General features: G+C 62.3%; 27 protein-coding genes and 1 pseudogene. 19 read left to right on the plus strand and 9 right to left on the minus strand.

Annotated features, from left to right (window positions below; translation table 11 throughout):
- Positions 1-99: 99 nt before the first annotated feature.
- Positions 100-633, plus strand: a complete 534-nt coding sequence (locus B0G57_RS31430) for a hypothetical protein (protein ID WP_199189643.1) — start codon at positions 100-102, stop codon at positions 631-633.
- Between the two features lie 12 nt (positions 634-645).
- Positions 646-870, plus strand: a pseudogene (locus tag B0G57_RS32385) (TNT domain-containing protein); the annotation flags it as partial.
- Between the two features lie 333 nt (positions 871-1,203).
- On the opposite strand, the gene B0G57_RS21035 reads toward B0G57_RS32385, so the two are convergent.
- On the minus strand, positions 1,204-1,434 hold the full coding sequence (locus B0G57_RS21035) for a SymE family type I addiction module toxin (RefSeq protein ID WP_026229574.1): 231 nt from the start codon (positions 1,432-1,434) through the stop codon (positions 1,204-1,206).
- 689 nt (positions 1,435-2,123) lie between these two features.
- Here B0G57_RS21035 and relB point away from each other — a divergent pair.
- The 4 genes from relB to B0G57_RS21055 all read left to right on the plus strand — a co-directional run bounded on the left by relB (position 2,124) and on the right by B0G57_RS21055 (position 4,351).
- Positions 2,124-2,348 (plus strand): type II toxin-antitoxin system RelB family antitoxin, encoded by a 225-nt coding sequence (gene relB / locus B0G57_RS21040; protein WP_018440165.1) that lies wholly within the window; start codon positions 2,124-2,126, stop codon positions 2,346-2,348.
- 66 nt (positions 2,349-2,414) lie between these two features.
- Complete coding sequence (locus tag B0G57_RS31840) at positions 2,415-2,597, plus strand: type II toxin-antitoxin system RelE family toxin (protein ID WP_324603239.1); 183 nt, start codon at positions 2,415-2,417, stop codon at positions 2,595-2,597.
- A gap of 525 nt (positions 2,598-3,122) precedes the next feature.
- On the plus strand, positions 3,123-3,560 hold the full coding sequence (locus B0G57_RS21050) for a DUF29 domain-containing protein (RefSeq protein WP_018440162.1): 438 nt from the start codon (positions 3,123-3,125) through the stop codon (positions 3,558-3,560).
- Between the two features lie 362 nt (positions 3,561-3,922).
- A complete protein-coding gene (locus tag B0G57_RS21055) occupies positions 3,923-4,351 on the plus strand; it encodes a DUF29 domain-containing protein (RefSeq protein WP_018440161.1) in 429 nt (142 codons plus the stop codon).
- Between the two features lie 397 nt (positions 4,352-4,748).
- Here B0G57_RS21055 and B0G57_RS21060 read toward each other — a convergent pair whose 3' ends face one another.
- A complete protein-coding gene (locus tag B0G57_RS21060) occupies positions 4,749-6,083 on the minus strand; it encodes a type II toxin-antitoxin system HipA family toxin (protein ID WP_083925572.1) in 1,335 nt (444 codons plus the stop codon).
- Entirely contained in the window at positions 6,076-6,498 is a 423-nt protein-coding gene (locus tag B0G57_RS21065; protein ID WP_018440158.1) for a helix-turn-helix domain-containing protein, read from the minus strand. The genes B0G57_RS21060 and B0G57_RS21065 overlap by 8 nt, the downstream gene beginning before the upstream one ends.
- A 90-nt stretch (positions 6,499-6,588) precedes the next feature.
- On the opposite strand from B0G57_RS21065, the gene B0G57_RS21070 reads away from it, so the two are divergent.
- From B0G57_RS21070 to B0G57_RS21085, 4 genes are all read left to right on the plus strand, one after another.
- On the plus strand, positions 6,589-7,500 hold the full coding sequence (locus B0G57_RS21070; RefSeq protein WP_018440157.1) for a DMT family transporter: 912 nt from the start codon (positions 6,589-6,591) through the stop codon (positions 7,498-7,500).
- A 168-nt stretch (positions 7,501-7,668) separates the two neighbouring features.
- The gene (locus B0G57_RS21075) at positions 7,669-8,544 is read left to right on the plus strand and encodes an extracellular solute-binding protein (protein WP_018440156.1); all 876 of its coding nucleotides are present in this window, start codon (positions 7,669-7,671) and stop codon (positions 8,542-8,544) included.
- Positions 8,545-8,548: 4 nt separating this feature from the next.
- Entirely contained in the window at positions 8,549-10,432 is a 1,884-nt protein-coding gene (locus B0G57_RS21080; protein WP_018440155.1) for an ABC transporter ATP-binding protein/permease, read from the plus strand.
- A 55-nt stretch (positions 10,433-10,487) separates the two neighbouring features.
- Entirely contained in the window at positions 10,488-10,748 is a 261-nt protein-coding gene (locus B0G57_RS21085; RefSeq protein ID WP_026229573.1) for a hypothetical protein, read from the plus strand.
- 101 nt (positions 10,749-10,849) lie between these two features.
- On the opposite strand, the gene B0G57_RS21090 is transcribed toward B0G57_RS21085, so the two are convergent.
- The 4 genes from B0G57_RS21090 to B0G57_RS21105 form a co-directional block, all read right to left on the minus strand.
- Positions 10,850-11,269, minus strand: a complete 420-nt coding sequence (locus B0G57_RS21090) for a cupin domain-containing protein (protein WP_018440153.1) — start codon at positions 11,267-11,269, stop codon at positions 10,850-10,852.
- 22 nt (positions 11,270-11,291) lie between these two features.
- On the minus strand, positions 11,292-12,278 hold the full coding sequence (locus B0G57_RS21095) for a lysylphosphatidylglycerol synthase domain-containing protein (protein WP_018440152.1): 987 nt from the start codon (positions 12,276-12,278) through the stop codon (positions 11,292-11,294).
- Between the two features lie 115 nt (positions 12,279-12,393).
- The gene (gene hpnI, locus B0G57_RS21100; protein ID WP_083925570.1) at positions 12,394-13,629 is read right to left on the minus strand and encodes a bacteriohopanetetrol glucosamine biosynthesis glycosyltransferase HpnI; all 1,236 of its coding nucleotides are present in this window, start codon (positions 13,627-13,629) and stop codon (positions 12,394-12,396) included.
- 261 nt (positions 13,630-13,890) lie between these two features.
- Complete coding sequence (locus tag B0G57_RS21105) at positions 13,891-14,781, minus strand: aldo/keto reductase family oxidoreductase (protein WP_018440150.1); 891 nt, start codon at positions 14,779-14,781, stop codon at positions 13,891-13,893.
- A 98-nt stretch (positions 14,782-14,879) separates the two neighbouring features.
- Between B0G57_RS21105 and B0G57_RS21110 the strand changes: the two genes are divergently transcribed.
- From B0G57_RS21110 to B0G57_RS21130, 5 genes are all read left to right on the plus strand, one after another.
- Positions 14,880-15,776: a LysR family transcriptional regulator gene (locus B0G57_RS21110; RefSeq protein ID WP_018440149.1), complete on the plus strand. Its 897-nt coding sequence runs from the start codon at positions 14,880-14,882 to the stop codon at positions 15,774-15,776.
- Positions 15,777-15,922: 146 nt separating this feature from the next.
- The gene (locus tag B0G57_RS21115; RefSeq protein WP_018440148.1) at positions 15,923-16,555 is read left to right on the plus strand and encodes a DUF1326 domain-containing protein; all 633 of its coding nucleotides are present in this window, start codon (positions 15,923-15,925) and stop codon (positions 16,553-16,555) included.
- Between the two features lie 53 nt (positions 16,556-16,608).
- A complete protein-coding gene (locus tag B0G57_RS21120) occupies positions 16,609-17,421 on the plus strand; it encodes a DUF2182 domain-containing protein (protein WP_018440147.1) in 813 nt (270 codons plus the stop codon).
- Between the two features lie 156 nt (positions 17,422-17,577).
- The gene (locus B0G57_RS21125) at positions 17,578-17,949 is read left to right on the plus strand and encodes a YciI family protein (protein WP_018440145.1); all 372 of its coding nucleotides are present in this window, start codon (positions 17,578-17,580) and stop codon (positions 17,947-17,949) included.
- A complete protein-coding gene (locus B0G57_RS21130; RefSeq protein WP_018440144.1) occupies positions 17,946-19,214 on the plus strand; it encodes an RNA polymerase sigma factor in 1,269 nt (422 codons plus the stop codon). Before B0G57_RS21125 ends, B0G57_RS21130 begins: the two co-directional genes overlap by 4 nt.
- 30 nt (positions 19,215-19,244) lie before the next feature.
- On the opposite strand, the gene B0G57_RS21135 is transcribed toward B0G57_RS21130, so the two are convergent.
- Entirely contained in the window at positions 19,245-20,318 is a 1,074-nt protein-coding gene (locus B0G57_RS21135; RefSeq protein ID WP_018440143.1) for an ABC transporter ATP-binding protein, read from the minus strand.
- Between the two features lie 54 nt (positions 20,319-20,372).
- Positions 20,373-21,146: an SDR family oxidoreductase gene (locus B0G57_RS21140; RefSeq protein WP_018440142.1), complete on the minus strand. Its 774-nt coding sequence runs from the start codon at positions 21,144-21,146 to the stop codon at positions 20,373-20,375.
- A gap of 267 nt (positions 21,147-21,413) precedes the next feature.
- Here B0G57_RS21140 and B0G57_RS21145 point away from each other — a divergent pair, with 267 nt between their 5' ends.
- From B0G57_RS21145 to B0G57_RS21160, 4 genes are all read left to right on the plus strand, one after another.
- Entirely contained in the window at positions 21,414-22,646 is a 1,233-nt protein-coding gene (locus B0G57_RS21145; protein ID WP_018440141.1) for an ABC transporter substrate-binding protein, read from the plus strand.
- A gap of 63 nt (positions 22,647-22,709) precedes the next feature.
- The gene (locus B0G57_RS21150) at positions 22,710-23,624 is read left to right on the plus strand and encodes a carbohydrate ABC transporter permease (protein ID WP_018440140.1); all 915 of its coding nucleotides are present in this window, start codon (positions 22,710-22,712) and stop codon (positions 23,622-23,624) included.
- 136 nt (positions 23,625-23,760) lie between these two features.
- Positions 23,761-24,606 (plus strand): carbohydrate ABC transporter permease, encoded by an 846-nt coding sequence (locus B0G57_RS21155; protein ID WP_018440139.1) that lies wholly within the window; start codon positions 23,761-23,763, stop codon positions 24,604-24,606.
- 134 nt (positions 24,607-24,740) lie between these two features.
- On the plus strand, positions 24,741-26,705 hold the full coding sequence (locus B0G57_RS21160; RefSeq protein ID WP_018440138.1) for a hypothetical protein: 1,965 nt from the start codon (positions 24,741-24,743) through the stop codon (positions 26,703-26,705).
- Positions 26,706-26,714 lie beyond the last annotated feature (9 nt).

Consider the following 26,714-nt stretch of genomic DNA (forward strand, 5'->3'; position numbering starts at 1 on the left):
GGCGGGGAGTTGGCCTACCTTGGGTTGCACGCGGCACTGGGCTGCGCCGCCTCGGCAGCGGAGGGAGCCGGGTGCGAAGGCGGGGCCATTGGCGGGGCGGTGTCGGCATTCAGCGCCAACTCGATTGCCGCAGCGGTGACGGGTGGCCAGGGTGTTTCCGATGCAGGGCAACTGGCCATGATCACGGCCGCCACGACGCTGTTGGGCGGGGGTGTCGCAGCGGCGTTGGGGCAGAACGCAATCGGGGCGATGAATGCGGCGGCGAACGAGACGTTGAACAATGCTTGTAGCCATGATTGCGGCGATAAAACTGGACATTTACCTTCGGGCGAAAAAGACACCGCATCGATTCTGCCGAAAGAAGGGACGAGCGACGCAGGGCAGGCAGGCGCTGCAACAGGCGCGGAACCAGAGAAAACTACGGTAGGCGCAGGAGCGTTGGTATCGGCGCTTGCCGGAGCGAATCACGGTTCGGCCGCAAACGGCGCGGGCAATGCAATACAAACGTATTGGCCGACGAACGGCGGATTCCTTCTTTCCCCGACGATCGGACCGCTCGATCCTGGTTACCAATTCAGTAGGTACGGTGGCTTCTTCAACGAAGCAGGTCAGTTTCAAGACTTCGGTAACTAGGTAGCGCCAGTCGACGTTCCATTTGGGATGCGATCACTTCCTGCTGGCACAGCGAGCAGACCTCTAACAACATACGAGGTGGTGCAGCAAATACCTGGTGTTATGAGCGGTCCGGCTGCTCCAGCGTTCAATCAGTTTGGCCTGGGCATGCAGCATCAGTTGCCAATGACTATTCAGGACTATATTGAGCAGGGCTTCATTAAGATCATCAATCAGGTGATCCCGTCGAAGCCATGATCCGGTTGGTGGAAGGAGGATAAGAGGTGGTTGACGAGAAAAGGTACTTGAACATGGACTCAAGTAAGGGGTTTCCAGCAGGAGATAGCATTCGATACGAATGCCTTGCATGTGGCGATACGCTGTTGTCCATTCCACCCCACGCGGTTGCCTGCAAGTGTCGGAATGTAATCGTGGATGTTGACGCGGGTCGGGTTACGGTAAAGGACGCGACAAAGTTCAGGGCGTATATAGCTTCGTAGACGGAGCGTCAGGCACGTAGACGTGAGCGCTGCAATGTGAGAGATGTGCCATGAACCCGGCCTTCGGCCGGTTCGCTGCCTGCGAGGCCATTCAAGCGGGCGTGATAACAAGCCGCTTGTGTTGGACTTCGATCTTGAGGCGTTGGCGGGGCTTGACGCCGGCGTGCTCGAGCCAACGGCCGGAGACTTTGAACCAAGGGAAGAGGGGCGGGTCGGTGCGGTAGTGGCGGCCGGACTCCCATTGACGGTAGCGCCATGATTCCTGAATGGTGACATGTCGCTCGAGATGAGCGGGACGTGCGTTAAGATCAGCGTCAGCCATGGTTGACTCCTGTACTGAGTTGGCTATGGTCAGCGGGTCGTTTGGGTTGCAGCCCATGCGGCCCGCGCTTCGTTTACGGCGATGAAGGGGTAACGGCTCTCCTGTAGCTGTACGGTCTGAGCGACCGTGAATGACTGTAACGTGAGGAAGCGTAGCTAACCATTAGCCGATCGGCAGAGGAAACGTCAGTAAGATCCAGCGGCGCTGCGCGCCGAGGCATACGAAGGGCCGGGGGTAAATGGTCCGCTGGCGCGGCCCATTTAACATAACGCTGGGTTATCCACGGGAGGACAAGGCGCCCGGCTGTGGATAACGCAGCGTTACGTCTGGCGCCCCCGGCTCTGATGCTGGTGCTGCGCACAGGCGATTCCAGGGGTCGCGTTGTGGCCGGATAAAGAGATGCGCCCCGACCGAAGGTGGAAAACGCACGCCGAAGCACGTGCTGACGATCGAGGAGGTCAAGGGTGCGATCTTCCGGCACATAGGAGCCAATCGACTTCCGGCGTATAGGAGCCAGCAGGTTTTCGGCATATAGGAGCCAGGGAAGGAATCGAGCACTGAGGCCGGAGGATCAGGCGCGGGCGAGGGTGGCCGACTTGTTGGCCACGCTCGACGATGAGCCGGGCTCGAAATAGTGAGGCGGGGTACAACGCGCTATAGACGTTTAGCAAACTTTGCCGGAGGCTGCCATGCTAGCCATTCGTTTATCGGAAGAACTTCAATCCCGCCTGGAGGCGCTGGCCACGCGCACGGGGCGCACTAAGACGTTCTATGTGCGTGAGGCCATCGAGCAGCACGTGGAGGACTTGGAAGATATGTACCTGGCCGAGCGTGTGGCGAAGCGCATCCGATCGGGTAAGGAACAGACCTCGTCGCTAGACGAGGTGGAGGCGCGGCTTGGCTTGGCGGATTGAGATCTCGAAGACCGCGGAAAAGCAGCTCGAAAAGATGGACCGCGAAGTTGCCCGCTGCATCGCGACATGCCTTCGACGCCTGAAGACGCTGGCGATCCGCGCGCAACTGGCGCGGCTCTCAAAGGCAGCGAACTAGGCGAATTCTGGAAGCATCGAGTCGGCGATGGGCGGCTGATCTGTGAGATCCACGACAAGGGCATCACGATCCGGGTTCTGCGCTTGGGCAACCGGCGCGAGGTGTATCGCTGACGAGCTCATTGCAGGCCGTCGCGATTCCTTCTTAGCCGCGCTCCTGTGACGCTCTCCCCCCTTCTTTCCATCCTGCGCGCCGATACCATCGGCCCGTCGGCGCATATGCTCCATCGTTTTTTGACTTCCCTCGCTGACGCGTCGGTGGGCTGAAAACCGAATCTCGGCGATGACGGCCGGCAAAGCGAAGCCGTGTCTATGGTCGCGCCCCGTCGGAGCGATCGTACCGACGACTTGCGGCGCGATCAACGCACTCGCCGCGCCGAATCGCCCCATATCCGGCATCGGACAAACTTTGCCTGCAACGGCCTGCAACGGCCTGTGTCACCTTCCGGCGCAAAGGAGCCGGGCATCCGGCGCTTACACGTGCGACGCTGAGGCCAGAAGATGAGCCCGCGACAGTGGCCGGCTTGCTGGATGCGCTGGATGCCGAGCGCAACCCGAGGATGAAACGGAGGATAGGTGAGTGAACTTACGGGAGTGGTTAAAATGGCGCCATGCGTGACTGAGCTTAGGGGCCGAAAAATGGGAACGAGCTACGAGAAGGACGTGGTGGCCTGGGCCAACGAACAGGCTGCATTGTTGCGCGCGGGCAAGTTCTCGGCGCTGGACATCGAGCACATCGCGGAGGAGATCGAGGACGTGGGCAAGAGCGAACAGCGTGAGCTGGCGAGCCGCATGGCGGTGCTGTTGGCGCACTTGTTAAAGTGGCAATGCCAGCCGGAGCGGCGTGGTGCGAGTTGGCAGACGACGCTTCGGATTCAGCGAGCAGCGATTGTGCGACGGCTGAACAAGACACCGAGTCTGCAGCCCATGCTGGGCGATGCCGAGTGGATTAGCGATATGTGGGGCGATGCCCGTCAACAGGCGGCCGCCGAGATGCAGATCGGCGTGGCGTTGCTGCCAGAGTCGTGCCCGTGGTCGATGACGCAGGTGTTGGACGAGGGGTTCCTGCCGGACTGAGCGGTAGTGTCCGGGTGGGTCGTTTCATCGGTGACCTGCCGCAGTCGATGAGCCAGCCTTGGAGCTGGCTTTTTTACATCCGCGTTCAGTGAGCGGCGCATCCCTATCCAGGTAGATAGGGTTGCAAACCGGCTCTCGCTTTGGCTTTTGGCGCAGCGGTGCGGAGTTAAACGAAATTTGTCATCCACATATGACTGTCAACAATGCTTGTCACGATACCGTATGGTGGCAATCGCCCGAGCTATTCGACGCAGGTAGGGTGCAATCCGGTGTGCCGAGCATTCCCTGGGGCAATGGCGGGCCACGGCGTGTTCTGAGATAACTACACTTGCGGTGTACAAGCAAAGGTTGGGATTGAAAACATGGGGACGAACTACGAGAAGGACGTGGTGGCCTGGGCCAACGAACAGGCCGCGTTATTGCGAGCGCAAAAGTTCTCGGCGCTGGACATCGAACATATAGCGGAGGAGATCGAGAGCGTGGGCAGGAGCGAGCAGCGTGACTTCGCAAATCACCTGGCCCTGCTGGTGGCCAACCTTCTAAAGTGGCAATACCAATGTGGCCGTCGTTCGTCAGCTCGACGGCGTGTGATCGAGGAGCTGCGACGCCTCCTTAGCATACAGTTGCAGATGACGCCCACTCTGAAAAACTCGCTCACTGACCCGCACTGGGAGACAAGAGTGTGGGCGGACGCGATTGTTCAATCCGTTGAGGAAATCGGTTTGGCGTTGCCAGAGACTTGTCCATGGACGATGCAGCACGTGATCGACGAGACTTTCCTACCGGAATAAAGCGAATGCGCGGTCGCCGAAGTCCAGGGGCAGTTTCCTGTTGGCGCCTGCCACCAGGGTCTTCTCTTATCGCCGATCGGCCGATGCAATCGGCCTGCGGCGGGCGCCTGCCCGCCGCTCGCTCAATCGTCTTTGTCCCCGCTGTCCTGGGCCGTCGTCGCGGAAGCAGCTGCACCAGTCGCAGAGCCGGCCTCCGGCGCCGAAGCTTCGTCGGGCCCATCCTCATCCTTGATTTCATAACGCGCATTGTGAACCCAGCGCCGCAAGTCTTTAGCGATGGCCACGCTGGTGCGAGCTCGCGCCCACTCCTTGGCTATTACGGCCTCGCTTTGTGGATCTTTAACGCGCTACCTGCGGAGCCGGCGAGAGGCTGCTTGTCATATCTCGGCGCTGACGATCATCTCATCCGTTGCCGCCTTTGTGGCGTCACGTCGGCGAGATTAAGACTTGCCTTCCCAGTCACAATATCCTCAGCGAGTTGAAACGCTGAACGCTGGCTTTCGAGATCAGCTTCGGCCATGTCGCAGCCATCGACATACAACGAGCGCCACGATTCGTGAACCGTGCTCGCCATCATCCGCAGCGTTTCCCACGCTTCTTGTTTCGTGTAGGAAAACAGATCAGCGCTATAGACGAGCGATTCGGGCGTCGCGATGCGTTGCCCGACCCGGCCGGTTTCTAGCCGCTTTCGGTTGATGGCCATGCCTTGCCCGCCGCGGCTGTTTGGCATCGCGACAATGTCATAGGCTGGCGAAAGTCCCCAGTGGCCGTCACGAAAGAGCAGCCCGTGATTGCGCGGGTGATCGTCGATGTTGCCGACGAGCGCGTTGAACGCCATGCGACGCCATAGCTCACGTTGCTCAGCGGCGTATCGCTCGCCTTCGACGGCGCACCAGCGTCGTATTTCATCGGAAAAGGCAACGTAAGATCGCGCATCGTCTTCCCGGGTAGTAACGCTGCGCAGTCGCAGGACCGTTGCCGCACTTGCGAAAAGCGATCGCTCGACTCCGGCTGGACTGACCTTGCGGTCGAAGCGCCGGATAAGGACGATCCCGTGTGGTCCGATTCGCCGATAGTTGACGGTGGCGGCGTCGATATCGCATTTTCTGGCGAGTGTCATAGCCACGTATTCGCGGGTCGGCAAAAAGGGGCTGCCGCCACGCTCCGGCAACTTCGCGATCCACCACTCATGCGCATTCCCGACGGCTCGAGAAACGGTCAGCTTGGGTTTCTCTCCACCGAGACTCGTGCCGTCATCCGCACCGGATAGACGTTGTACGATGGGGCGGAGTGATCCAGGCAGGTCAGCTTTCCCCAGTTCGGCCAGCAGGTTTTCCTCGGGGGGAGGAGCGAAGGCCAGCTTATGTTCCAACTGCTCCTCGGAGCACACTTCGATCGCGCCGACGCCGTCGCCAGCCGACAGCTCAAGTCGGTCGATCTCATCAAGTGACTCACGCGAGTATTTGGAAAGCAGCAGATCCAGCCCAAAGCCTTCCGGTGCGGCGTCACGCAGGACGCCAAACAGTCCATTCCATTGGTCGGTCGAATAGGGTTTGCTGGACCGCGTAAAAGGCAAGTTGATGGGATCGATGGGTACCGCACCCGCAACCTTCCTGTATTCCTCTCCATAACGGAAGCGGCCCAGCCCAGGCGACCACCAAAATGTGCCGCATCGAACGGGTTCGGTTTGGCCAGGAAGCCACACCCATACCGGCCGCTCCTTTTCAGCCATGACGGTCTCCGCGAGCTCGTCGCGGAATGCGGCGCAGCCCCTCGGCCTGGACCACCGGATCGAGCTCGGGACGTAGCGAATCCTGAAGCACATTCAAGCGGTCCAGAGTCCATAGTGCCTTGAGCAACTGCGCCAACGAGACCGACGGCCGGCCCTTTTCGAGATTGACCACCGTGTTGACACTGACGCCCATCTTCGCGGCGAGATCGCCTTGCGTCCAAAAGCGTGCTCGGCGTGCCAGGGAAATGGTCTCGCCCAGCGCGCGAGCCACATTCTCGGCCTCATATGGCAGAAGTTCTGCAAGCTGGCGAGTTTTCACGATATATTCAAAGCAAAAGCTGTTTTCTTTGAGTATAAGCAAAATTCTCTGGCAGCTCAATGACGTCGGGACGACTTCGACGTTCCGTATGCGCATCACCGCAGCGGCGCTAGGGGTTAGGCGAGATTCCGCGCGTATTTGCGTTCTAATGCCGTCTCGAACAAAAGAGCCAGGAGCCAACGTCCGATGTCGGCGCAATTTCCTCAACGCCTTACCGCAAGCACCGCTGTACTCCTCACCGTCCCGCCGATGATGTGGGCGGGCAATGCCGTAGTCGGACGGATGGTGAGCGGTTTGGTGCCGCCCGTCACGCTGAATTTTCTGCGTTGGGCGCTGGCCTTCCTCATTCTTCTGCCGCTTGCGGGACGGGTACTCAGTCCGGCAAGCGGACTCTGGGCGCATTGGCGTCGATTTGCAGTGCTCGGCCTGCTGGGCGTCGGCTGTTACAACGCCTTGCAGTATCTGGCGCTGAAGAGTTCGAGTCCCCTCAACGTCACGTTGATGGCATCGAGCATCCCGGTCTGGATGCTGCTCGTCGGCTGGCTATGGTTCGGACAACGAATCAGTTATCGGCAGCTCGTCGGAATCATCTTGTCCGTCGCCGGCGTCATGCTCGTGCTGTGCCGTGGGCAGTTAGCACTACTAACGCATTTCCGGCTGGTCCCCGGCGACTTGTTGATGCTCGTCGCGGCCTTTGCCTGGGCCATCTATAGTTGGCTGCTGGCGCGCTCTCGCGAGCCCGCCCGCTGGCGCAACGACTGGTCGGCATTCCTGCTCGCACAAATCACTTTCGGCCTGTTCTGGTCCGGCATCTTCGCCGCTGGAGAATGGGCTTCGACCGACGCGCGTATTGTCTGGGGCTGGCCGCTCGCGGCCGCGCTGCTCTACGTCGGCATCGGCCCCGCAGTGCTCGCCTACTGTTGTTGGGGGCTCGGCGTGCAGCGCGTCGGCCCCAACATCGCCGGCTTCTTTGCGAATCTCGCTCCGTTGTTTGCGGCGCTGATGTCGGCCGCGTTTCTCGGGGAGCCCCCGCAGCCCTACCACGCTGTGGCTTTTTTGCTGATCGTCGGTGGCATCGTGGTCGCTTCGCGTCGATGATCTCACGCCGAGCCAAGGCTGGCGCGGGACGCAAGCAGGCAGCCGCTCCTGGCCGACCGAAGGGGCGGGCCGTGGGCCATTAAGCGGCCGTTTCCGTCGCCAATATCGCAGTACAATCGCCGGAAGTCGTCGTAATATACCAAGCTCTATAACGCTACCGGGGATAACATGCTTCGCAAGCTGTTCGTTTGCTGCACGGTACTGGCTGCCGCGCTTGGAACACAGGCACACGCCGCCGACGACGACACGGTGAAAGTGCTCTACGCCGGCTCTCTCGTCAATTTGATGGAGCGCGGCGTCGGTCCCGCCTTCGAAAGGGAGACGGGGCTGCACTTTCAGGGCTACGCGGCCGGGTCCAACAAGATCGCGAACGAAATCAAAGGCAAGCTGCGGCGCGGCGACGTGTTCATCAGCGCGAGCCCCAAGGTCAACACGAGCCTAATGGGAACGGCGAACGGCAATCACGTCACGTGGTACATCAATTTCGCGGAATCCCCGCTCATGATCGGCTACAGCCCGCAAAGCCGCTTTGCGAACGACTTCAAGACGAAGCGCTGGGACGAAGTGCTGCAAGAGCCCGGTATTCGCATCGGTCGTACGGATCCCGCACTCGATCCAAAGGGTGCGTTTACGGTGGAGATGATGAAAAAGGCCGCCGAGCTTTATCACCAGCCCGACCTCGTGGAGAAGACACTCGGTGCTCCCGAGAACCCCGCTCAGGTATTGCCTGAGGAAACGCTTGTCGGCCGCCTTCAGTCGGGGCAGCTCGATGCCGGATTCTTTTATTCAACCGAAACGTCCGACCTGAAGATAGCCGCTGTGAGCCCTGCACCCGAGCTCGGCGTCAAGGCGAGCTACACGCTGACGATTCTCGCCGATGCAGCCAATCCGACTGGCGCGGCGCGGTTCGTCAATTTTCTGTTGAGTGCGGAGGGTCGCACGCTGCTGCGGGAGCACGGCGTCGATGTCGTGAAGCCGGCCGTGACGGGCGACGCTCAGGCGATCCCGGCATCACTGCAGGCGGTCGTCGAAGCGGGGCCGTGAATCGATGAAGACAACCGTGGCGCGGCCGCTCGCCGCGCTTGCCGTCCTCCTAGCCGTCTATCTCTGCGCGCCGTTCATCGCGAGCCTGCCTGAAATCGGCCACGCCGATTGGGCGAGTGTCGATTGGCGAACGATGGGGGCGGCGGTCGGCACGTCGGTTGCCAGTGCCAGCGTCGCGGCGCTCCTCATTCTTATCGGCGGCGTGCCGCTCGGCTATTGGCTTGCACGTTCGTCGTCGCGAGCGATGTCGCTGCTCGGCTTCGTCGTTCAACTGCCGCTTGCACTGCCGCCGCTGACGAGCGGCGTACTGCTGCTTTTTCTTTTCGGCCCTTACAGCTTGATCGGGCGCGCGGCGAGCGGCCTGCTGACCGACTCGTTCGCGGGCATCGTGCTCGCCGAGACGTTCGTTGCCGCGCCGTTTCTGATCGTGGCGGCGCGATCGGCATTTGCGTCGGTGGACCCGGTGCTCGAAGACGTCGCCGCAACGCTCGGGCATCACGCGGCCAGCCGCTTCTTTCGTGTGGCGCTGCCGGCCGCGTGGCCCGGGATTCGCGCAGGGCTTGCCCTGGCATGGCTGCGCGCGTTCGGCGAATTCGGCGCGACGGTGATGGTCGCCTACCACCCGTACTCGTTGCCCGTTTATACCTATGTCGTCTTCGGCGGGCAGGGCTTGCCGGCGATGATGCCGTTGCTGTTGCCGACGCTCGCCATCGCCGTCGTGTGCGCTGCGTTGTCGGTCTATCGCCGCGGCAACCGATATGAAACAGCGGTATCGCACATCGAGAATGGCGACGAACCGTTCGTCCCGGTGCCGAATTCCATCGCAACCGCGCCGAGCCGGGATCTGCGGCTCGCCATGCACGTGAGTCGCCGGCTGGGGCCATTCAGCCTGGATATCGCGTGGGCGCCTTCAACGCGGCGGCTCGCCATCGTCGGGCCTTCCGGTTCCGGGAAATCGCTGACGTTGCGTCTCATCGCAGGCCTCGAGGACAACGAGGGCGGCACGGTCATGCTTGGCGCGGCGGATCTCTCGAAGTTGCCGCCCGAGCGGCGGCAAATCGGCTATATGCCGCAGGATTACGGGCTTTTTCCGCACATGACGGTCGGCGAGCAGTTGGCGTTTCCTGTCGACGGGGATCCGGCCGCCGCGCGTTACTGGACCGGCCATCTGGGGTTGACGGGATTGCTGGGCCGTTTTCCGCGCCAGCTGTCGCTCGGGCAGCGTCAGCGTGTTGCGCTCGCGCGAGCGCTCACGCGTCACAGCCATCTGTTGTTGTTCGACGAACCGTTTGCCGCGCTCGACACGCCGCGGCGGCGCCGTCTGCAGCGATCGCTGCGTGATCTGCAGCGCGAAATCGCGGCCGTCACGATCGTCGTCACTCATGACCCGGACGAGGCGGCGCTGCTCGCAGACGAGATTCTCGTGATCGATCAGGGTCGCGCGCTACAGGCTGGAACGATCGAAAGCGTATTCGGGCAACCGGCGAACATGCGCGTGGCGGAATTGCTCGGCTTGCGCAATATGGGCACAGGCGTGGTCTCTGAACCGGGATCGATCAGGATCAACGATCGATTGGTGTTGGAAACGGCCGACCGTTCAACCGAGGTCGGGACGCGGGTGATGTGGCGCGTTGCATCGCGGGCGATTCGGCTGTCGGCGCGGGGGCCTCTCGAGGCCGTCGTCGATTCGGTCGAACTGCGCGACGGAGAACGCTTCGCACGCCTGAATATCGGCGGCGTTCTGCTCGATGTCACGGTCGACGACACTTTGCTGCGCGAGCGCGAGGTCTGCCGATTCTTTATCGATCCGGCCGGCGTGTCGGCGTGGACGAGCGGCGCAGGGGCCCGCCACGAAGCGCTTCACGACGCCGCGCAATGCTGTCCTTAGCCTCGACGATTCCCGTTGCCGGAAGCCTCCGGCGATTGGCGTTAGACTTGTTGCTATGGAAAAGTGTCGCTACTGCGGAAGAATTCGTGACGAATGGGATTGTCACGGGGACGAGTGTCGCAAGGCGATAGCCAGGGCTTTGCGGCGGCAACGCTCGGGCTTGCCGATGATTCCAAATGTGATCCGAAACGAGATTCCGCCAGATGCAACGGCGGATCAGGTCATTAATGTGCTCTCGCGACAACGGCTGCGTGCACGCCGTGGCAATGAAGAACGCCGGGAACGCAAGGCGGTGGAAGACGGCGAGGAAGATTGACGGGCGCGTTGCTCTCCAAATGGACTCACCTTCCCACGTGAAGCGCTGGGCCAGGCCAGGCGTGCCGCTCAACGTTGTGACCGGCACTATTCGTTGTCTTATCAACTAAGCTCCGCACCAGGATCATACGGCTCCACCCGGTCATTTTCCTCGGCCATGTTGCGCGCGACGATGGCGCGAGCGGGCACTGTGTCGCTGAGGTTAAACGGTTGATGCGGTACGCCGGGTGGCACGAACAGAAAATCTCCGGCCTCGGTGACGACTGATTCCCGCAAGCCCGGACCATAGCGCGTCTCGACACGGCCTTCGAGCACGTAGATTCCCGTTTCGTAACCGACGTGGACATGCGGTTCCGCGTGCCCGCCGGGCGGCACGACAACGAGATGCATCGACAAATTCTTCGAACCCACGGTACCGGCGGAGATACCCACGAAATAAGGCAAGCGCTGAGTCGTGGCGATTTCGCGATCGGGATGCACCACCACCAGTGATGCTTGCGTGCCGGACGAGCCGTTTTCCATCGCGCACCTCCGAATGACGAACTTACTGCGTAACCTCGGTTTGGCGTTTGCGGCGCCACTCGGCATATTGCCAAGCGAAGAGTCCCGGCAAAAAGATGATCAGGTCGCGTATCCGTCGGGCGCCCGCGAGTGCCAGGCTGGTCTGCGCATCGAGGCCGAGTGCGCTGCCGATCAGCAGGAACCCGCCCTCCTGAATGCCGAGCGCGCCTGGAACAAAGAACGCGGCGCTGCTCAACGCCTGAACGAGCGACTCGAGGGCGACCGCCTTCAGAAAACTGACTTTCGCGCCGAGGAAGTAAAGGGCGAGCCAGATCTCGAGCGCCGTCGCGAGCCACTGCAGAGACTGCCAGACGAACAGGTAGCGGGTCACGATGCCTGGCTGGCGCCAGATCCTCTTGATCGATTGATCGATGCGCGCTGATTCGCCGACGAGCGTCGCCAGCTTGCCGCTCGTGACGTGATTGAAGAAGTGCGTAAGGCGTTGGAACGGCCTTGCATGTTGCACGACCGAAAACAACACAAGCACTGGCGTCAGCAATGCGAGGCCCCACGCGAAGTTCGCTGCCAGCTCGACTGAGCCTGACACGGTATGCCCGAGCAGATAGCCGATGCCGGCTATGGCGAAAATCACCTGGCTGATGAGCGTGAGTTGAATATCGACGATCAGGCTCGCCATCGCGGCAGCGGGGCGCATGCCCCATTGCCGCATCATGCGAAACGTGACGATCTCGCCGCCTATTCGCGCAACGGGCAACATGCCGTTCACGGACTCGCGAATCCATACGAGGCCCAGGACGGCCGACAGCTTCGGCTTGATTGCACCGCGCATCAGCAATTGCCAATCCTTAGCATTGGCGAGCATCGGCAAAACGTGCGCGATGCCGGCGAGCAGCAGCCCCGCGCCCGCGGCGCGCATCAACGTGAGCACGGCGTGGGCGTCCTCGCGCCAGAACAGCCAAACGGCGACGGCCAGTCCGACGACTGCTGCAATCGGGCCTAGATGTTTCATGGTGCCGTCAATATCAAACGAAGGTCGTGCAGCGCCGCCGGCCCGCTGGTGCCGAGCCCGCGCATAACTTGGTGAGCCCGGGCGATGCGGACATCAAAACACGTGCGGGCCATGGCTATTTGTCCTGGACGGGGCGCAGCAGCCCGTTGCGATCGACTTCGAAGCTGGCGCCTCGCCAGATCACGCGCGTCGAGAAGAAACTGACGATTAGGACTGCGAACGATGCGACGTCTCTGAGCGGCAGCAGCCACAAGTCGCGACCGGGTTCTCGAACCGCCGAATCCGAAAGGCATTTCAACGTGATGCGGGCGAGGAGCGCGGCGAGCACGAGCAGACATGCCCACGCGGCCCCCTCGGACAGCAGGGCGGCCAGCAGAGCGAGCGGCACGGGATGGGTCAGCACGGAGCCGAGGTGCCCGAGCGGATCGACTGCGCGAATCGTTCGGCTCCAGCGCAGCTCATGCGCGGCGAGCGCCCGCGCGCTCGGCTCCTCACACGTATGCGAGACGACGAGTGGAGGAATCGCGACTTTCTGGCCAGTTTTGCGGACAGCCTCGCCTATCGCATTGTCTTCAGCCAACAGGTGCGCGAACTGGCCGAATCCGCCGATCCGCTCCAGCGTGGTGCGCCGCGTGGCGATGGTCTGGCCGAAGCACGGGCGCGCGAGACCGAGCGCCAGCCCGGTCATCACGCTGGGCATGAAGTGATAGTTGATCCATTGCGCCGACAATCTTGGCCACAATCCGGGGCCGGGCCTGCCGCGATAGACGCAGGTCACGAGTCCGACGTTGGGCTTTTGCAGCTCCCCAATGACATGGCGAAGGTAGTCCGGAGGGGCGCTGACATCGCTATCCGCGAATACCAGCAAGTCGTGTAATGCGTGCGGCATCATGTTGAGAATGTTGCTGATCTTCCGATTCGGCCCGTGCATGCGCGTATCGGTCACCACGGTGACATGTGCGTCCGGATAGAGACGCTGAAGCGTTTCGACCGCCTTCAAAGCGGGGTCCGCGCTGTCTTGCACGCCGAACAGAAACTGTATTGGACCCGGATACTCCTGCTCGCAGAAGCTCTTCAGATTGCTCAGCAATTCCCACTCGTCGCCATGGAGCGGTTTGACGATCGTGACCGGCGGGAAACTCGTGGGCTCCGACGTGGGCTGCGCGAAGAACCGGCAAACGAGCACTGTGGCCAACAACGTGTACAAAATTCCGAACAAAGCGGCCACGCTGAAGATGAACGCGGGCAGCTGTGTCAGAAGATGTGCCGCATCGGATGTGCCGGCCCGAACCAATAGTTCGAGCGCGGCAACCACGCCGACCAAGCAGGCAAGCCACGTCAATTGCCTCATATTCCGGAGCTCTGGAGAGGGTGGAGAAACGAGGCGAGTGCGCCTCGTTCCGAGGTGGGACTTCGCAGGCAAGGCTTCGCGTATCCTACAACAGTCCGGACCTCATTTGCTCCGATAAGAGAACCTGAAAGTCAGATGAAAGAGCGATGCGACTCCTCATATTGTGTGATGACGTCGCTCAAAGCAGGTTCTTTGCAACGGTTGAGGGTGTGACAGTCGGCGGTCTCTGCCCTCCGGTGCCCAGGGGATTCGGAGGAAGCGCTAGCGCTCAGCGTCTTGTCGGTCGATTCCCGCCACACCATCGAGCTCGCGTACCGCTTCTTCGGGCAAGTCGATAGCGGCTGCCGCGAGGTTTTCGCGCAGATGCGCGAGCGACGACGTGCCGGGAATCAAGAGGATATTGGGCGCTCGGCGGAGCAACCACGCGAGCGCGACCTGCATCGGCGTCGCATCGAGCCGAGCAGCCACATCGCTGAGGATCGACGATTGCAACGGGCTGAAGCCGCCTAGCGGAAAGTACGGCACGTAGGCGATCCCGTCCTGAGCGAGTGCGTCGATGAAGTTGTCATCGGCCCGCTGCGCGAGATTGAAGTGGTTTTGCACGCAGGCGATGTCACAAAGCCGGCGAGCTTCCGCGACCTGCGCGGGCGTGACGTTGCTCAAACCGATGTGGCGGACGAGGCCTTGCCGCTGAAGCTCGGCCAGTACGGTGAGCGGGGCCTCGATCGAGCCTTCGGCGGGCTGGTGCGCATCGAACATAATCCGCAAGTTCACGACGTCGAGTACGTCGAGGCCAAGGTTGTGAAGGTTGTCGTGCACCGCTTGCGTCAGTGCGTCAGCCGAGAATGCGGGCTGCCACGACGCGTCGTCGCCGCGTCGAGCACCGATCTTCGTTACGATGACGAGATCGTCGCGATACGGGTGCAACGCCTCGCGAATCAATTGGTTCGTGACGTGAGGGCCATAGAAATCGCTAGTGTCAATGTGATTGACCCCGGATGCGACGGCTTCGCGCAGCACCGCCAGTGCCGTATTGTGATCTTTGGGCGGCCCGAACACGCCGGGCCCCGCGAGCTGCATCGCACCGTAGCCGAGGCGGTAAACGGTGCGGTCGCCGAGGACGAAAGTGCCGGATTGGCGGACGCTGGACATGGTTGCTCTCCTTTCTCGAATGATCCGCAAAGATTAAGCGCTGCGTTATCGAACGGGAATAGGCCATAATCGGCACAGGCCGTTCGGGGAAGCGAACAATGCAAGTGGACCTTGGTGATCTGAGCGCATTCGTCGCGGTAGCGCGTGCGAAGGGCTTCCGTGAGGGCGCGCGCGTCAGCGGCGCCAGCGCATCCGGGCTGAGCGAGGCGATACGCCGGCTCGAAACGCAGCTCGGCGTCCGATTGCTTCATCGCACGACACGCAGTGTCGTGCCGACGGAAGCCGGCGAGCGGCTGCTGGCACGACTCGGGCCCGCACTGACGGAAGTCGAGGCGGCGCTCGACATCGTCAACCATTTCCGTGACCGGCCCGCGGGGACGCTCAAACTCAACGTCCCGGTCAGCGCGGCGCGGCTCGTCCTGCCTTCGATCGTCCCTGCATTCCTCGACGCCTATCCCGAGATACGGCTGGAAGTGATCGCGGAGGAAAGCTTCGTCGACATCCTGGCCGCGGGCTGCGACGCAGGCATCCGCTATGAGGAGCGCCTGGAGCAGGACATGATCGCCGTGCCGATCGGGCCTCGAGAGCAACGCTTCGCAACTGCCGCGGCGCCTGCATACCTCGATCGCCGTGGCCGGCCGGCGCACCCGCGAGAATTGCTCGATCACGCCTGCCTGCGCGGACGTTTCGCGAGTGGCGCGATGCCGCTCTGGGAATTCGAGCGCGACGGGGAGATCGTACGTCTCGATCCGTCGGGGCCGCTCCTGGTCCAAATCGGCGGTGGGGCCGATCTGCTCGTCGACGCGGCGCTCGCCGGAACCGGCATCGTGCATCTCTTCGAGGCTTGGCTGCGCCCGTACTTCGAGAGCGGAGCGCTCGAACCCGTTCTCGAGCCCTGGTGGCGGCCCTTCTCGGGGCCGTACCTGTATTACCCGGGCCGGCGTCTCGTGCCCGCGCCACTGCGCGCGTTCATCGATTTCATCAAGGGGCGGTAAGGCTTCGTTCTGATCGGGCTCGAAGAAAGCAAGGCGCCTTTCGCCGTGGAATCGGCTTTCTGTTCTTCCGGGCGCAGCCTAATATTCCTCTACGCATGTCTTGTCCGAACGTAATCTATCGGGTTCGACCCAATGGGGAGAGAGCGATGGCGGATCAAGTCCCATGGCACCTTTCCGGTGACTATTTCGAGAATTGCAGTTGCAGCATCGTGTGTCCGTGCCTCGTGTCGGCGGCCGCCCCGCTGAGTTCGCGACCGACCGAGGGCTTTTGCGACGTCCCGCTGGTCTTCCATGTCGCAAGTGGCCGCTATGGGGACATCGAGCTCGATGGTCTCAATGTGCTGGTTGTCTTCCACGCACCTGGGGTCATGGCGGACGGGGAATGGTCGATGGCCACCTACGTCGATGAGCGCGCCGACGACGCACAGACCGAGGCGCTAGCTGCGATTTTCAGCGGCACCGCCGGAGGGCCTATGGCCGCGTTCGCACCGCTCGTCAGCCAGAACTTGGGGGTGAACAAGGCCCCGATCACCTTCCACATCGAGGGCAAGACGCGCTCCGCGGAAATCCCGGGCATTCTGCACATGTCCGTCGATCCACTGCCGACGATGCATCCGGGCGAGGAGATGTGGGCGAATCTCGGCCATCCGATCAGCCCCGACAAGATGGCATTGGCGGTCGGGGCCCCCGGCAATACGTTCAGCGATCACGGCATGCACTGGGACAATTCCGGCAAGAACGGTTTCTATGCGTCCATCAGTTGGTCGAACCACGCTTGATCGATGTAGGTGACGAGGCGGTCCGTCGGCTGGCCCGATGAGATCGTAAGTTCATGGGCGAGGGGACACTGGAAGCGGTGCTGCGGCGCGATCGCGTCGTCGTTGCGGGCGCTCTCGGCGTAGTCGCTGCGCTGGCGTGGGCCTATGTGCTCTGGCTCGCCGCCGATATGAGCATGGGTGGTATGAGCATGCGCGGGTACCGCATGGTACCTGCGGGCCTCGGCTGGATGGCGCCGGCCGCCGCGCCGTGGAGCGCTATCGAATTCGCCCTCGTGTTCGCGATGTGGGCGGTCATGATGGTCGGCATGATGGCGCCCTCGGCGGCGCCAATGCTGCTCATGTATGCCCGGGTGGGTCGCAACAAAAAAAGCGCAGGCAAGCCGCTCGCGGCGACCGGTTGGTTTGCCGCAGGCTATTTCCTGGCGTGGACCGGATTTTCGCTGGCCGCAACGGTTGTCCAATGGGCGTTGGAGCGGGAAGCCCTCATCGATGCTCGCATGGCGAGCGGCAATGTCGTGCTCGGATCGATCGTGCTGATCGCGGCCGGTATCTACCAGTGGACACCCATCAAGAACGCCTGTCTCGCCCAGTGCCGGACGCCGTTCGGGTTCCTGATGAGACACGGCGGCTTTCGCGGCAATGTCCTCGGCTGTTTGCAGCTGGGGCTTCTCCACGGAGCTTATTGCGTGGGCTGCTGCTGGGTCCTGATGGCGCTCTTGTTCGTAGTCGGCGTGATGAACGTACTCTGGATCGCGCTTCTGGCACTGCTCGTCCTCCTGGAAAAGCTCACCCCGTGGGGACGGTGGGTCGCACGCATTGCCGGCGCCGGTTGTATTGTCGCGGGCGCCTGGATGGCGTTTTCGTGACACTATCGGCCCTCGGGGCCGAGCGGTTCGGCGACCGTCGAACCGATGTTTCCCTCGCGATATTTTCGGCGCTGATGTCCATCGGCGTCCGGCCCGCGCGTCATTGTCATGGCGGCCCGGTGTAGTTACCGCCCCAACTCTACGACGGAGGCTCAAATGCAATACCTGTTGATGATCTATTCGGAGGAAAACCGCTGGAATGAGATGAGCGACAGCGAGCGGCAGCAAGGTGTCGCCGCGTATCAGGCGTATACGGAATCGCTGAAGAAGGCGGAGGTGCTGGTGGGTGCGAACCGGCTGCAGCACACGAATACGGCCACCACGGTGCGGCTCGTCGACGGCAAGGCGCGGGTACTCGACGGCCCGTACTCCGATTCCAAGGAGCAGCTTGCCGGCTACTACCTGATCGATGTGCCCGATCTGGACGCCGCGATCGCCTGGGCATCGCGTTGCCCTGGCGCGGCGCACGGACTCATGGAAGTGCGCCCGGTCTGGAACGCTCCCGACTATGCGCGATCCGCGGCATGAGTCTTTCCGGCGGCGGGCGCGACGCTGAGGACGCTGCGCGCTCGATCGCGGAGGCGGTCGCTCGGCGCAGCTACGGCAAGCTCGTAGCGCTTCTGGCGATGCGAACGCGCGACGTCGCCGCGGCCGAGGACGCGCTGGCCGACGCGTTCGCGGCCGCGCTGGCGAACTGGCCGGAGCGCGGCTGCCCCGCGAATCCCGAAGCATGGCTGATGACGGTGGCGCGCCGCCGAGCGATCGATGGCGTGCGCCATCGTCAGCTTGGCGATGAGGTGACGAACCAGCTCGCGATCCTCGCGGATGAAATCGACGAGCGGGAAGGCGGTGCATTGCCCGATCGGCGGCTTGCCTTGCTGTTCGCATGCACCCACCCTGCGCTCGAGGCCGCGATTCGCACGCCGCTTATGCTGCAAGTCGTACTGGGACTGGAAGCTAAGACGATTGCGTCTGCCTTTCTGATGTCTCCCTCGGCGATGAGCAAGCGGCTCGTGCGGGCGAAGACCAAAATCCGTGAAGTCGGCATTCCGTTCACCGTGCCCGAGCGCGAGGAGTTGCCGGGCCGGCTCGATGCGGTGCTGGAAGCCGTCTATGCAGCGTATGCGGAAGGATGGACCGATCCGGTCGGAGGCGATGTCGTGCGGCGCGAGCTCACTGACGAGGCGCTCTATCTTGCGCATGTGCTCGTCGAGCTACTGCCCGGGGAGCCCGAGACGCTCGGGTTGCTGGCGCTGATGCTGTATGCGCAGGCACGGCGCGACGCGCGACGCGATGTGGCCGGCAACTACGTGCCGCTGTCGGCTCAGGATCCAGCGATGTGGAACGCGCCGATGCTCGACGCAGCCGATGCACTGCTGCGGCGCGCGAGCACGTTCAACGCGATCGGCCGCTTCCAACTCGAGGCCGCGCTGCAGTCTGCCCATGTTTACCGCTGCCGGACGCGTTGCCCGAATTGGGACGAAGTGGTGCAGCTTTACGATGCGCTGCTCGCGATTGCCGCCTCTCCGGTAGTCGCGGTGAACCGTGCAATCGCGCTGGCGGAAAGGGACGGCCCCGAGGCGGCGCTGGACGCCCTCGCGCCGTATGCGGATGATCCGCGGCTCTCCGACTACCAACCATACTGGGCCGCGCGCGCCGATTTGCTGTCACGCGTGGGTGCAATGACAGAAGCCCTGGGCGCGTACGATGTCGCGATCGGGCTGGAGCGCGATCCTGCCGTGCGCCGGTTTTTGCAAGGCAAGCGCGCGGGATTGTCGCCGGCGAGCGGATAAAGGGAAGCCCTGCCGCCGCGCTGCTCGGCATCACCCTAGCCTTTGTCCATTCCCCGTATCGAAGAGATGCACGTGCTCGGCCGGCAGGCGCAACGTCACGCGCTGCCCGGGCTCGATCGACGCGCGTTGGCGCGTCGTGGCGCACCACGTGCTGCCGCCGATCTTGCCGTACACGTGGGTTTCGGCGCCGGTCGGCTCGATCACTTCCACTTCCATTACCACGCCCTCGGACGCGCGCGTTTCGATGTGCTCGGGTCGGACGCCGAGCGTAATCTTCGCGCCCGGAGCCGCGGAAACATTCGTCTGCGGTAGCGCAATCGAACCGCCATCGGCGAGCAAAAGCCGCGCTCCCTGAGCGTCGCGCTGCCATTCGCCTTCGACGAAATTCATCGACGGCGAGCCGAGAAAGCTCGCGACGAACAGGTTCGCAGGCCGGTCGTACAGTTCGAGCGGCCGGCCGATCTGTTCGATGCGCCCCGCGTTCATCACGACGATGCGGTCGGCCATCGTCATCGCCTCGATCTGATCGTGGGTGACATAGATCACCGTGTTCTTCAAGCGCTGATGCAGCGCCTTGATTTCGGTGCGCATCTGCACGCGCAGTTTCGCGTCGAGGTTCGACAGCGGTTCGTCGAACAGGAACAGCTCCGGCTCGCGCACCACCGCGCGCCCCATCGCCACGCGCTGCCGCTGGCCGCCCGACAGCGCGCGCGGCAAACGGTCCAGATAGCCGGAAAGGTTCAGCATCTTCGCGGCGGCCTCAATGCGCGGCTTGAAGCGCGTTGCCGGCTCTTTGCGGATGCGCGGACCGAACGCGATGTTCTCGAAGACGGACAGATGCGGGTAGAGCGCATAGCTCTGGAATACCATCGACACATTGCGCTGCTGCGGCGAAAGCCCATTCGCGCGCTTGCCGCCGATGGTCAGCTCGCCGCCGGAGATCTCTTCGAGCCCGGCGACCATTCGCATCAGCGTGCTCTTGCCACAACCCGACGGGCCGACCAGCACGACGAACTCGCCGTCGTCGATCGAAAGATCGATGCCGTGCACGACCTGGGTGTCGCCATAGCGTTTGAAAATGCCGCTCATCTGCACTGCTGCCATGCTGTCCTCGTTGCGGTTGGATGCGTCGTTCTCGTTACAGGATGGAAGCGAGGATCAAAACGATTCGAGCGTCAGCTCCTCGGCCATTAGCCGGTTGCCCGCCATGAGCCCGCCGTCGACCGGCAGCGCGACCCCGGTGATCACGCGCGCCATCGGCGAGGCGAGGAACATCACGGCGTCTGCGACATCGTCGGGCGTCGCGAAGTCCCCGAGCGGGTACCACTTCTTCAATGCTTCGAACACTTGCGGATTCTTGTCGACGCGCGCCTGCCAGGCCGGGGTTTTCACGGTGCCCGGGCAGACAATGTTCGCGCGGATGCCGTGGCGGCCCAGTTCCATCGCAAGCGCCTTGGTATAGCTGATCAAGCCCGCCTTCGCGGCGCTATATGCCGGGTGACCTAACGCGGTCATGCCGTTCACGGAGCCAATCAGCACGATCGCGCCGCGCCTGCGCTCGATCATCGAAGCGCGCACGGCTTCCACAGTGTGATAGGTGCCGTTCAGGTTGAGATGCACGTCGCGCTGCCAGCTTGCCGGGTCGGTGGAGGCGAGCGAGCCGCTTATCGCCCCGCCCGCATTCGCGACGAGCACGTCAACGGGGCCTGTGGCGGCAACGGCCTGCGCGACGGCCGATTTGACGGCGGCTGCCTCGCCCAGGTCCACTGCGACAGGGCTCATGCGATCGGCGCCGAGCTCACCAGCGAGTGCGCTTAGGGTTCCCGCGTCGATATCGAGCGCGAGCACGTGGTCCCCTGCCTCTACGAAACGCCTGCAAAGCGCACTGCCGATCCCGCCGCATGCGCCAGTCACCAGCACGACACGATTCATCCTGTCCTCGTCTGTTGGGCCGTTTTCAAAAGACCACCACGGAAGCCCGCCTCCGACTGGTTCGCCGCGCTGAGACAGCCATGCCGACACCCAGTCCGCACTGCACCAATTTCGCTTTGCTAACAAGATATTAGGCAAACGATAGGCGCACGGGAATGTCGCAGATCCTACGTGACAAGCGCATTTTCGTAACGTAGGATTTTTGCAAATCGAATAATCAACAACCCGGCGGCCTGTCAGGCGGCGGATTCATTCAGGAGAGTCAACATGTCGTTGCAATCCCGTGCTTCCCTCGCGCTTGGCAAATTTGCCGCGGCCCTGGCGTTTGCTGGACTCGCCGTGTCGGCCTCGGCCGACACCGTCCGGGTCACCGTCGCCCACTACAGCGATGCGACCGCGCCGTACTTCGAGAAGATGGCCCGCAACTTCGAAAAGGCCAACCCTGGCACGACGATCAAGATCGAGGACGTGAACTGGGACACGCTGCAACAAAAGCTGCAGACGGACATTTCCGGCGGTGCCAACGCGGACCTCGCGATCATCGGGACGCGTTGGCTCCTCGACTTCGTGAAGGACGACGTGGCCGAGCCGCTCGACAGCTACATGGGCCCGGACTTCAAGAACCGCTTCATCGCCCCGTTCCTGGCCCCGGGGCAGATCAACGGCAAGACCTATGGCCTGCCCATCGCGGCTTCCGCGCGTGCGCTCTACTACAACAAGGACATGCTCGCGTCGGTGGGTTATCCGGATGGTCCCAAAACGTGGAACGACGTAATCGATGCATCGAAGAAGCTGAAGGCGAAGGGCATCGCGGGCTTCGGGCTGCAAGGCAAGGAGATCGAAACGGACGTCTATTTTTACTACGCGCTGTGGACCGACGGCGGCGAGGTCGTCAACAAGGCGGACAAGGCGGCATTCAATTCGCCGGCCGGCGTCAAGGCCGCGACGATGTACAAGATGATGATCGATGAAGGGCTTACGCAGCCGGGCGTCACGGGCTATAGCCGCGAGGACGTGCAGAACCTTTTCAAGCAGGGCCGCGTCGCGATGATGATTTCGGCGCCGTTCCTCGCGAAGCAGATCAAGAAGGAAGCGCCGAACCTCAAATATGGGATCGATCCGATTCCGATGGGTACGACGCACGCGACTTACGCGGTCACCGATTCGATCATGATGTTCAAGAACTCGAAGGTGAAGCAGACCGCGTGGAAATTCCTCGACTATCTGTTCACGAAGGAACCGCGCGTCGAGTTCACGAGCACCGAGGGTTTCCTGCCGACCACGAAGGCCGAGGCCGACGATCCGGCCTTCAAGGATCCGGACACCAAGGCGTTTGTCGCGCTCCTGCCGACGGCCCGCTTCGCCCCGACCGTCACGGGCTGGGAAGACACGGCGAAGGCCGTGACGGACGCGATGCAGTCGATCTATCTCGGCAAGGCGAAACCGGCCGATGCGCTGAACGCGGCGGCCGCCAAGGCCGACAAGTCGCTCGGTCATTGACGTAACGATGTCACGGCGGGTGGCCTGGCGCGAGCCTGCGCCGCCTGTCCACGCACGCAATTTATGGCCCATCTCTCCTATGACCAAACCGGTGTCGGCCGCCCGGCAGCGTCGCGCTTCAATCAGCCATGGCTGCTGATCGTGCCGAGCCTCGTCCTCGCGCTTTTCATCATCAGCTACCCGATCTTCAACATTGTGTACCAGTCGGTGCATGATGTGTCGCGCTTCGGGGCGATACGCGGCTTCAACGGCCTGCAGAACTTCTACGACGTATTCAGCGATCCGGTCTTTATCGGCTCGGTCAGGCGCACGCTTGTGTGGACAGCGTGCGTGGTCGGTGGCACGGTGCTGCTTTCCGTACCGGTCGCGCTCGTGCTCAACCAGGATTTTTACGGGCGCGGCGTGGCGCGCACGATCGTGATGCTGCCTTGGTCCGTGTCGTTGACGATGACGGCCGTCGTCTGGCGCTGGGCGTTCAACGACGATTACGGGATGGTCAACGTCACGCTGCAACGGCTCGGGCTGATCAACGGGGCGATCCACTGGCTCGCGAGGCCCGAGATCGCTTTTCCAGTGGAGATCGGCATTGGCATTCTCGTATCGATTCCCTTCACGGTGACAATCCTCCTGGGCGGTCTCTCTTCGGTGCCGGCCGATATCTATGAAGCCGCGCGCATCGAAGGCGCGAGTGCATGGCAGCAGTTCCGCAAGCTGACGCTGCCCTTGCTGCGGCCTTTCGTGAACATGGCGATCCTGCTGAACGTGATCTACGTCTTCAATTCGTTTCCCATTATCTGGGTCATGACGCAAGGCGGACCGGATGAGGGCACACATATCCTCGTCACGTACCTCTACGAGCTCGGCTTCAGACTTGGGCGTCCCGGTCAGGCGGCGGCGGTATCGCTGATCATGCTTGTCATGCTCTTTGTCTTCACGGTGATCTACTTACGGCTGCAGCCTAAGCAGGGAGGGGAATAATGGACGCCCCCCACACTCACTTTCGTTCGCTGCCCCCTCCCACACGGGGACTTCCTCAGGGGGCCCCCGAGAGGGTGCCCCCTTCGGGGCGCGAGGGGGCGGATGCCTCCCTTAGGGCGGCCCGGCGGGAGGCATCGTGAATGCCAAGCTGAAACGCACCATATGGTGCTGGCTCGCGCTATCCCCGCTGATCGTGATCGTGCTCTTCCCGTTCGCGGTCATGCTGTGCACCGCGTTCAAGCCGGCCGATGAGATCTTCGTCTATCCGGCTCGTTGGCTGCCCGTGCATTGGCGCTGGGAGAACTTCGTCGAGATGTGGGATGCGGCCAACTTCGGCGTCGCGTTGAAGAACAGTTGCGTCATCAGTTTTCTATCGACGTCGCTCGCGCTCGCCGTCAGTGTGCCCGCCGCTTACGCACTCGCGCGCTTTCCGTTCACAGGGCGCGGCGTGTATCGGCAGTTCCTGCTCGTCACGCAAATGCTTTCGCCGATTCTGCTCGTGGTTGGCCTCTTCAGGCTCGCTGCGATGATTCCGTATGGCAACGGCAACCTCGTCGATTCGAAGCTCGGTGTAATCGTCTCCTACGCTGCATTCAATATCGCGTTCGCGGTATGGATGCTGTCGTCCTACTTTCAGACCGTGCCGCGCGATCTCGAAGAGTCGGCGTGGCTCGAAGGGTGCGGACGGACGAAGGCCGTCTTCAAGGTGTTCTTGCCGCTTGCCGTGCCTGCGATCGTCGTGACCGCGATCTTCACGTTCATCAGCGCCTGGAACGAGTTCGCGGTGGTCTATACGCTGATCCGCTCGCCCGAGAACAAGACGCTGACCGTGCAGGTGACCGACATGGTCGCCGGCAAGTACACGGTCGAATGGCATCTGGTGATGGCAGCGACGCTTTGCGCGACGCTGCCGGTTTCAGTCGTCTTCGCGTGGCTGCAGCGGTATCTCGTGAAGGGGCTGGCGCTGGGAGCGGTGAAGTAGGGTAGCGTCACATCGAGTTGCTTTAGCTGCGGTACTCCCACCGCCTCGATGGCGTGAGGCCCAGCGCCGCGCAAAACGAGTTGTTCCGGGGCGACTACTATAGGGAAACCGCCCCCGCTCGAGATAGATTCGCCATGCGCGCCAATGATGCTTTGCCTCAGCAAGCCAGCATACCCGTGTTCCAAATGAGGGGCGATGCGTACTCATTCGGTAACGACATCATTGCATTGCGCTGGGCGGTCAAGGATGCACGTCTCGCCGAGTTTTCGTTGATCGATTGCGCACGGGACCGCACGCTGCCCATCGTCGCGCCGTTCGCGCTGTTGCTCGCTGACGGAAGCCGCGTAGGCCTGGATGAGCTAAGGGTCGTTGCGCCGGTGAGCGAAGCTGCGCTTGTACCCAACCCTCACTCATCCCGATTGGCCGAACGCATCGCTGGTCGAAGCGTGAATGCGACGCTTATCGACACTGAAGGGCGTCTACGGGTGGAATGGAGCGTGGAGCAGCGCGACGGTTCGCGGTATCTGCGTGAGCGCTTAGCGGTTACGGCGCTTCTTGGGGACGAACAGATCGCTGTCGTTTCATTGCTGACGACGCGTGCTGCCGATGCGCAGGCCAGTCGCGAACTAAAGGGCACCCCTGTCATTGCGGGAAACTTCTATCTCAGCTTTGAGCTGCCGATGGCAGTAAGTCATGTGGATGGCGACAGCGTCAGCTTCACCCTGCAATGCTCGTCGCCGCTGAGAAAGGACAGAACGCTGGTCTGCTCGGCGGTGGCAGGCGTAGCGCCCGACGGTCAGTTGCGGCGCGAGTTCGCCACCTATCTCGAACGGGAGCGGGCTCGCGAGTATCGTCCCTTTCTGCACTACAACAGCTGGGGCGACATCGGTTACCTGACGCCATACACACAGGCACAAGCGCTGGAGCGCATCGAAACGATCGGCCGCAAGTTGCATAGCGCGCGCGGGGTGCGGATCGATTCGTTTCTGTTCGACGATGGCTGGGACGATCTTGGCGGCGGATGGCATTTCAGTAAGGAATTTCCGAATGGCTTCCTTCCGCTGCGCGACGCTGCGGCACGATACGGCGCTGCGCCCGGCGTATGGTTGTCCCCTTGGGGTGGCTACGGACCGCCGAAGCAAGAACGCGTGACGCGCGGCCGTGCCGCCGGGTATGAGGTCATCGATGACGGCTTTGCATTATCGGGCCCGACTTACTATCGACGCTTTCATGAAATGGTGATGGCCTTGCTGGACAAGCACGGCGTAAGCCAGTTCAAGTTCGACGGCACAGGCAACGCCGACAAGGCGTTTCCAGGTAGCCTTTTCGATAGTGATTGGCAAGCGGCGATTCACCTCATCGAGGACGTCCGCGCGGCTAAACCCGAAACCTTCATCAGTCTCACGACAGGAACGCATCCGTCGCCGTTCTGGCTACGCTATGTGGACGCTATCTGGCGCGGTGGCGAGGACGACGGTTTCGCGGGAACCGGCAATGACCGCGAACGCTGGATCACGTACCGGGACGCCCAGACCTATCACAACGTCGTCGTGCGCAGTCCGCACTTTCCGCTCAATTCGCTAATGCTGCATGGCATCGTCTATGCGCAGCGCAATCCGCGCCTCAATTCGGCGGTAGGCAATGGTTTCGCCAACGAGGTACGGTCCTACTTCGGTAGCGGCACGCAATTGCAGGAGCTGTACATTACGCCGTCGCTGCTGAGCGAGCACGATTGGGATGTACTCGCGGACGCCGCCAGATGGGCGCGCGCGAACGCAGATGTTCTGCGCGACAGCCATTGGATCGGCGGGGCGCCGGACCTACAGGGGGTATACGGTTGGGCGGGGTGGACGTCGCACAAGGCGATCGTCACGCTGCGCAATCCAGATAGCCGTGCGCGACGTTTCGCGCTCGATTTGCGACGACAACTGGAGCTGCCGGCGGCCGCGGCGGGACGATTCGTTTCGCGTCGGGTCTGGTATGCAGGGGATCTCGGAATTCCTGCGTTACTCGATGCAGATATGCCACAGGAAGTTCAGCTCGCGCCGTTTGAAGTGCTCACGCTGGAACTGTTGCCGGTCGATCGAGCGGAGCTCTGACGTGGATGA

This window comes from Trinickia symbiotica (assembly GCF_002934455.1).
In the GTDB taxonomy this organism is placed as follows: domain Bacteria; phylum Pseudomonadota; class Gammaproteobacteria; order Burkholderiales; family Burkholderiaceae; genus Trinickia; species Trinickia symbiotica.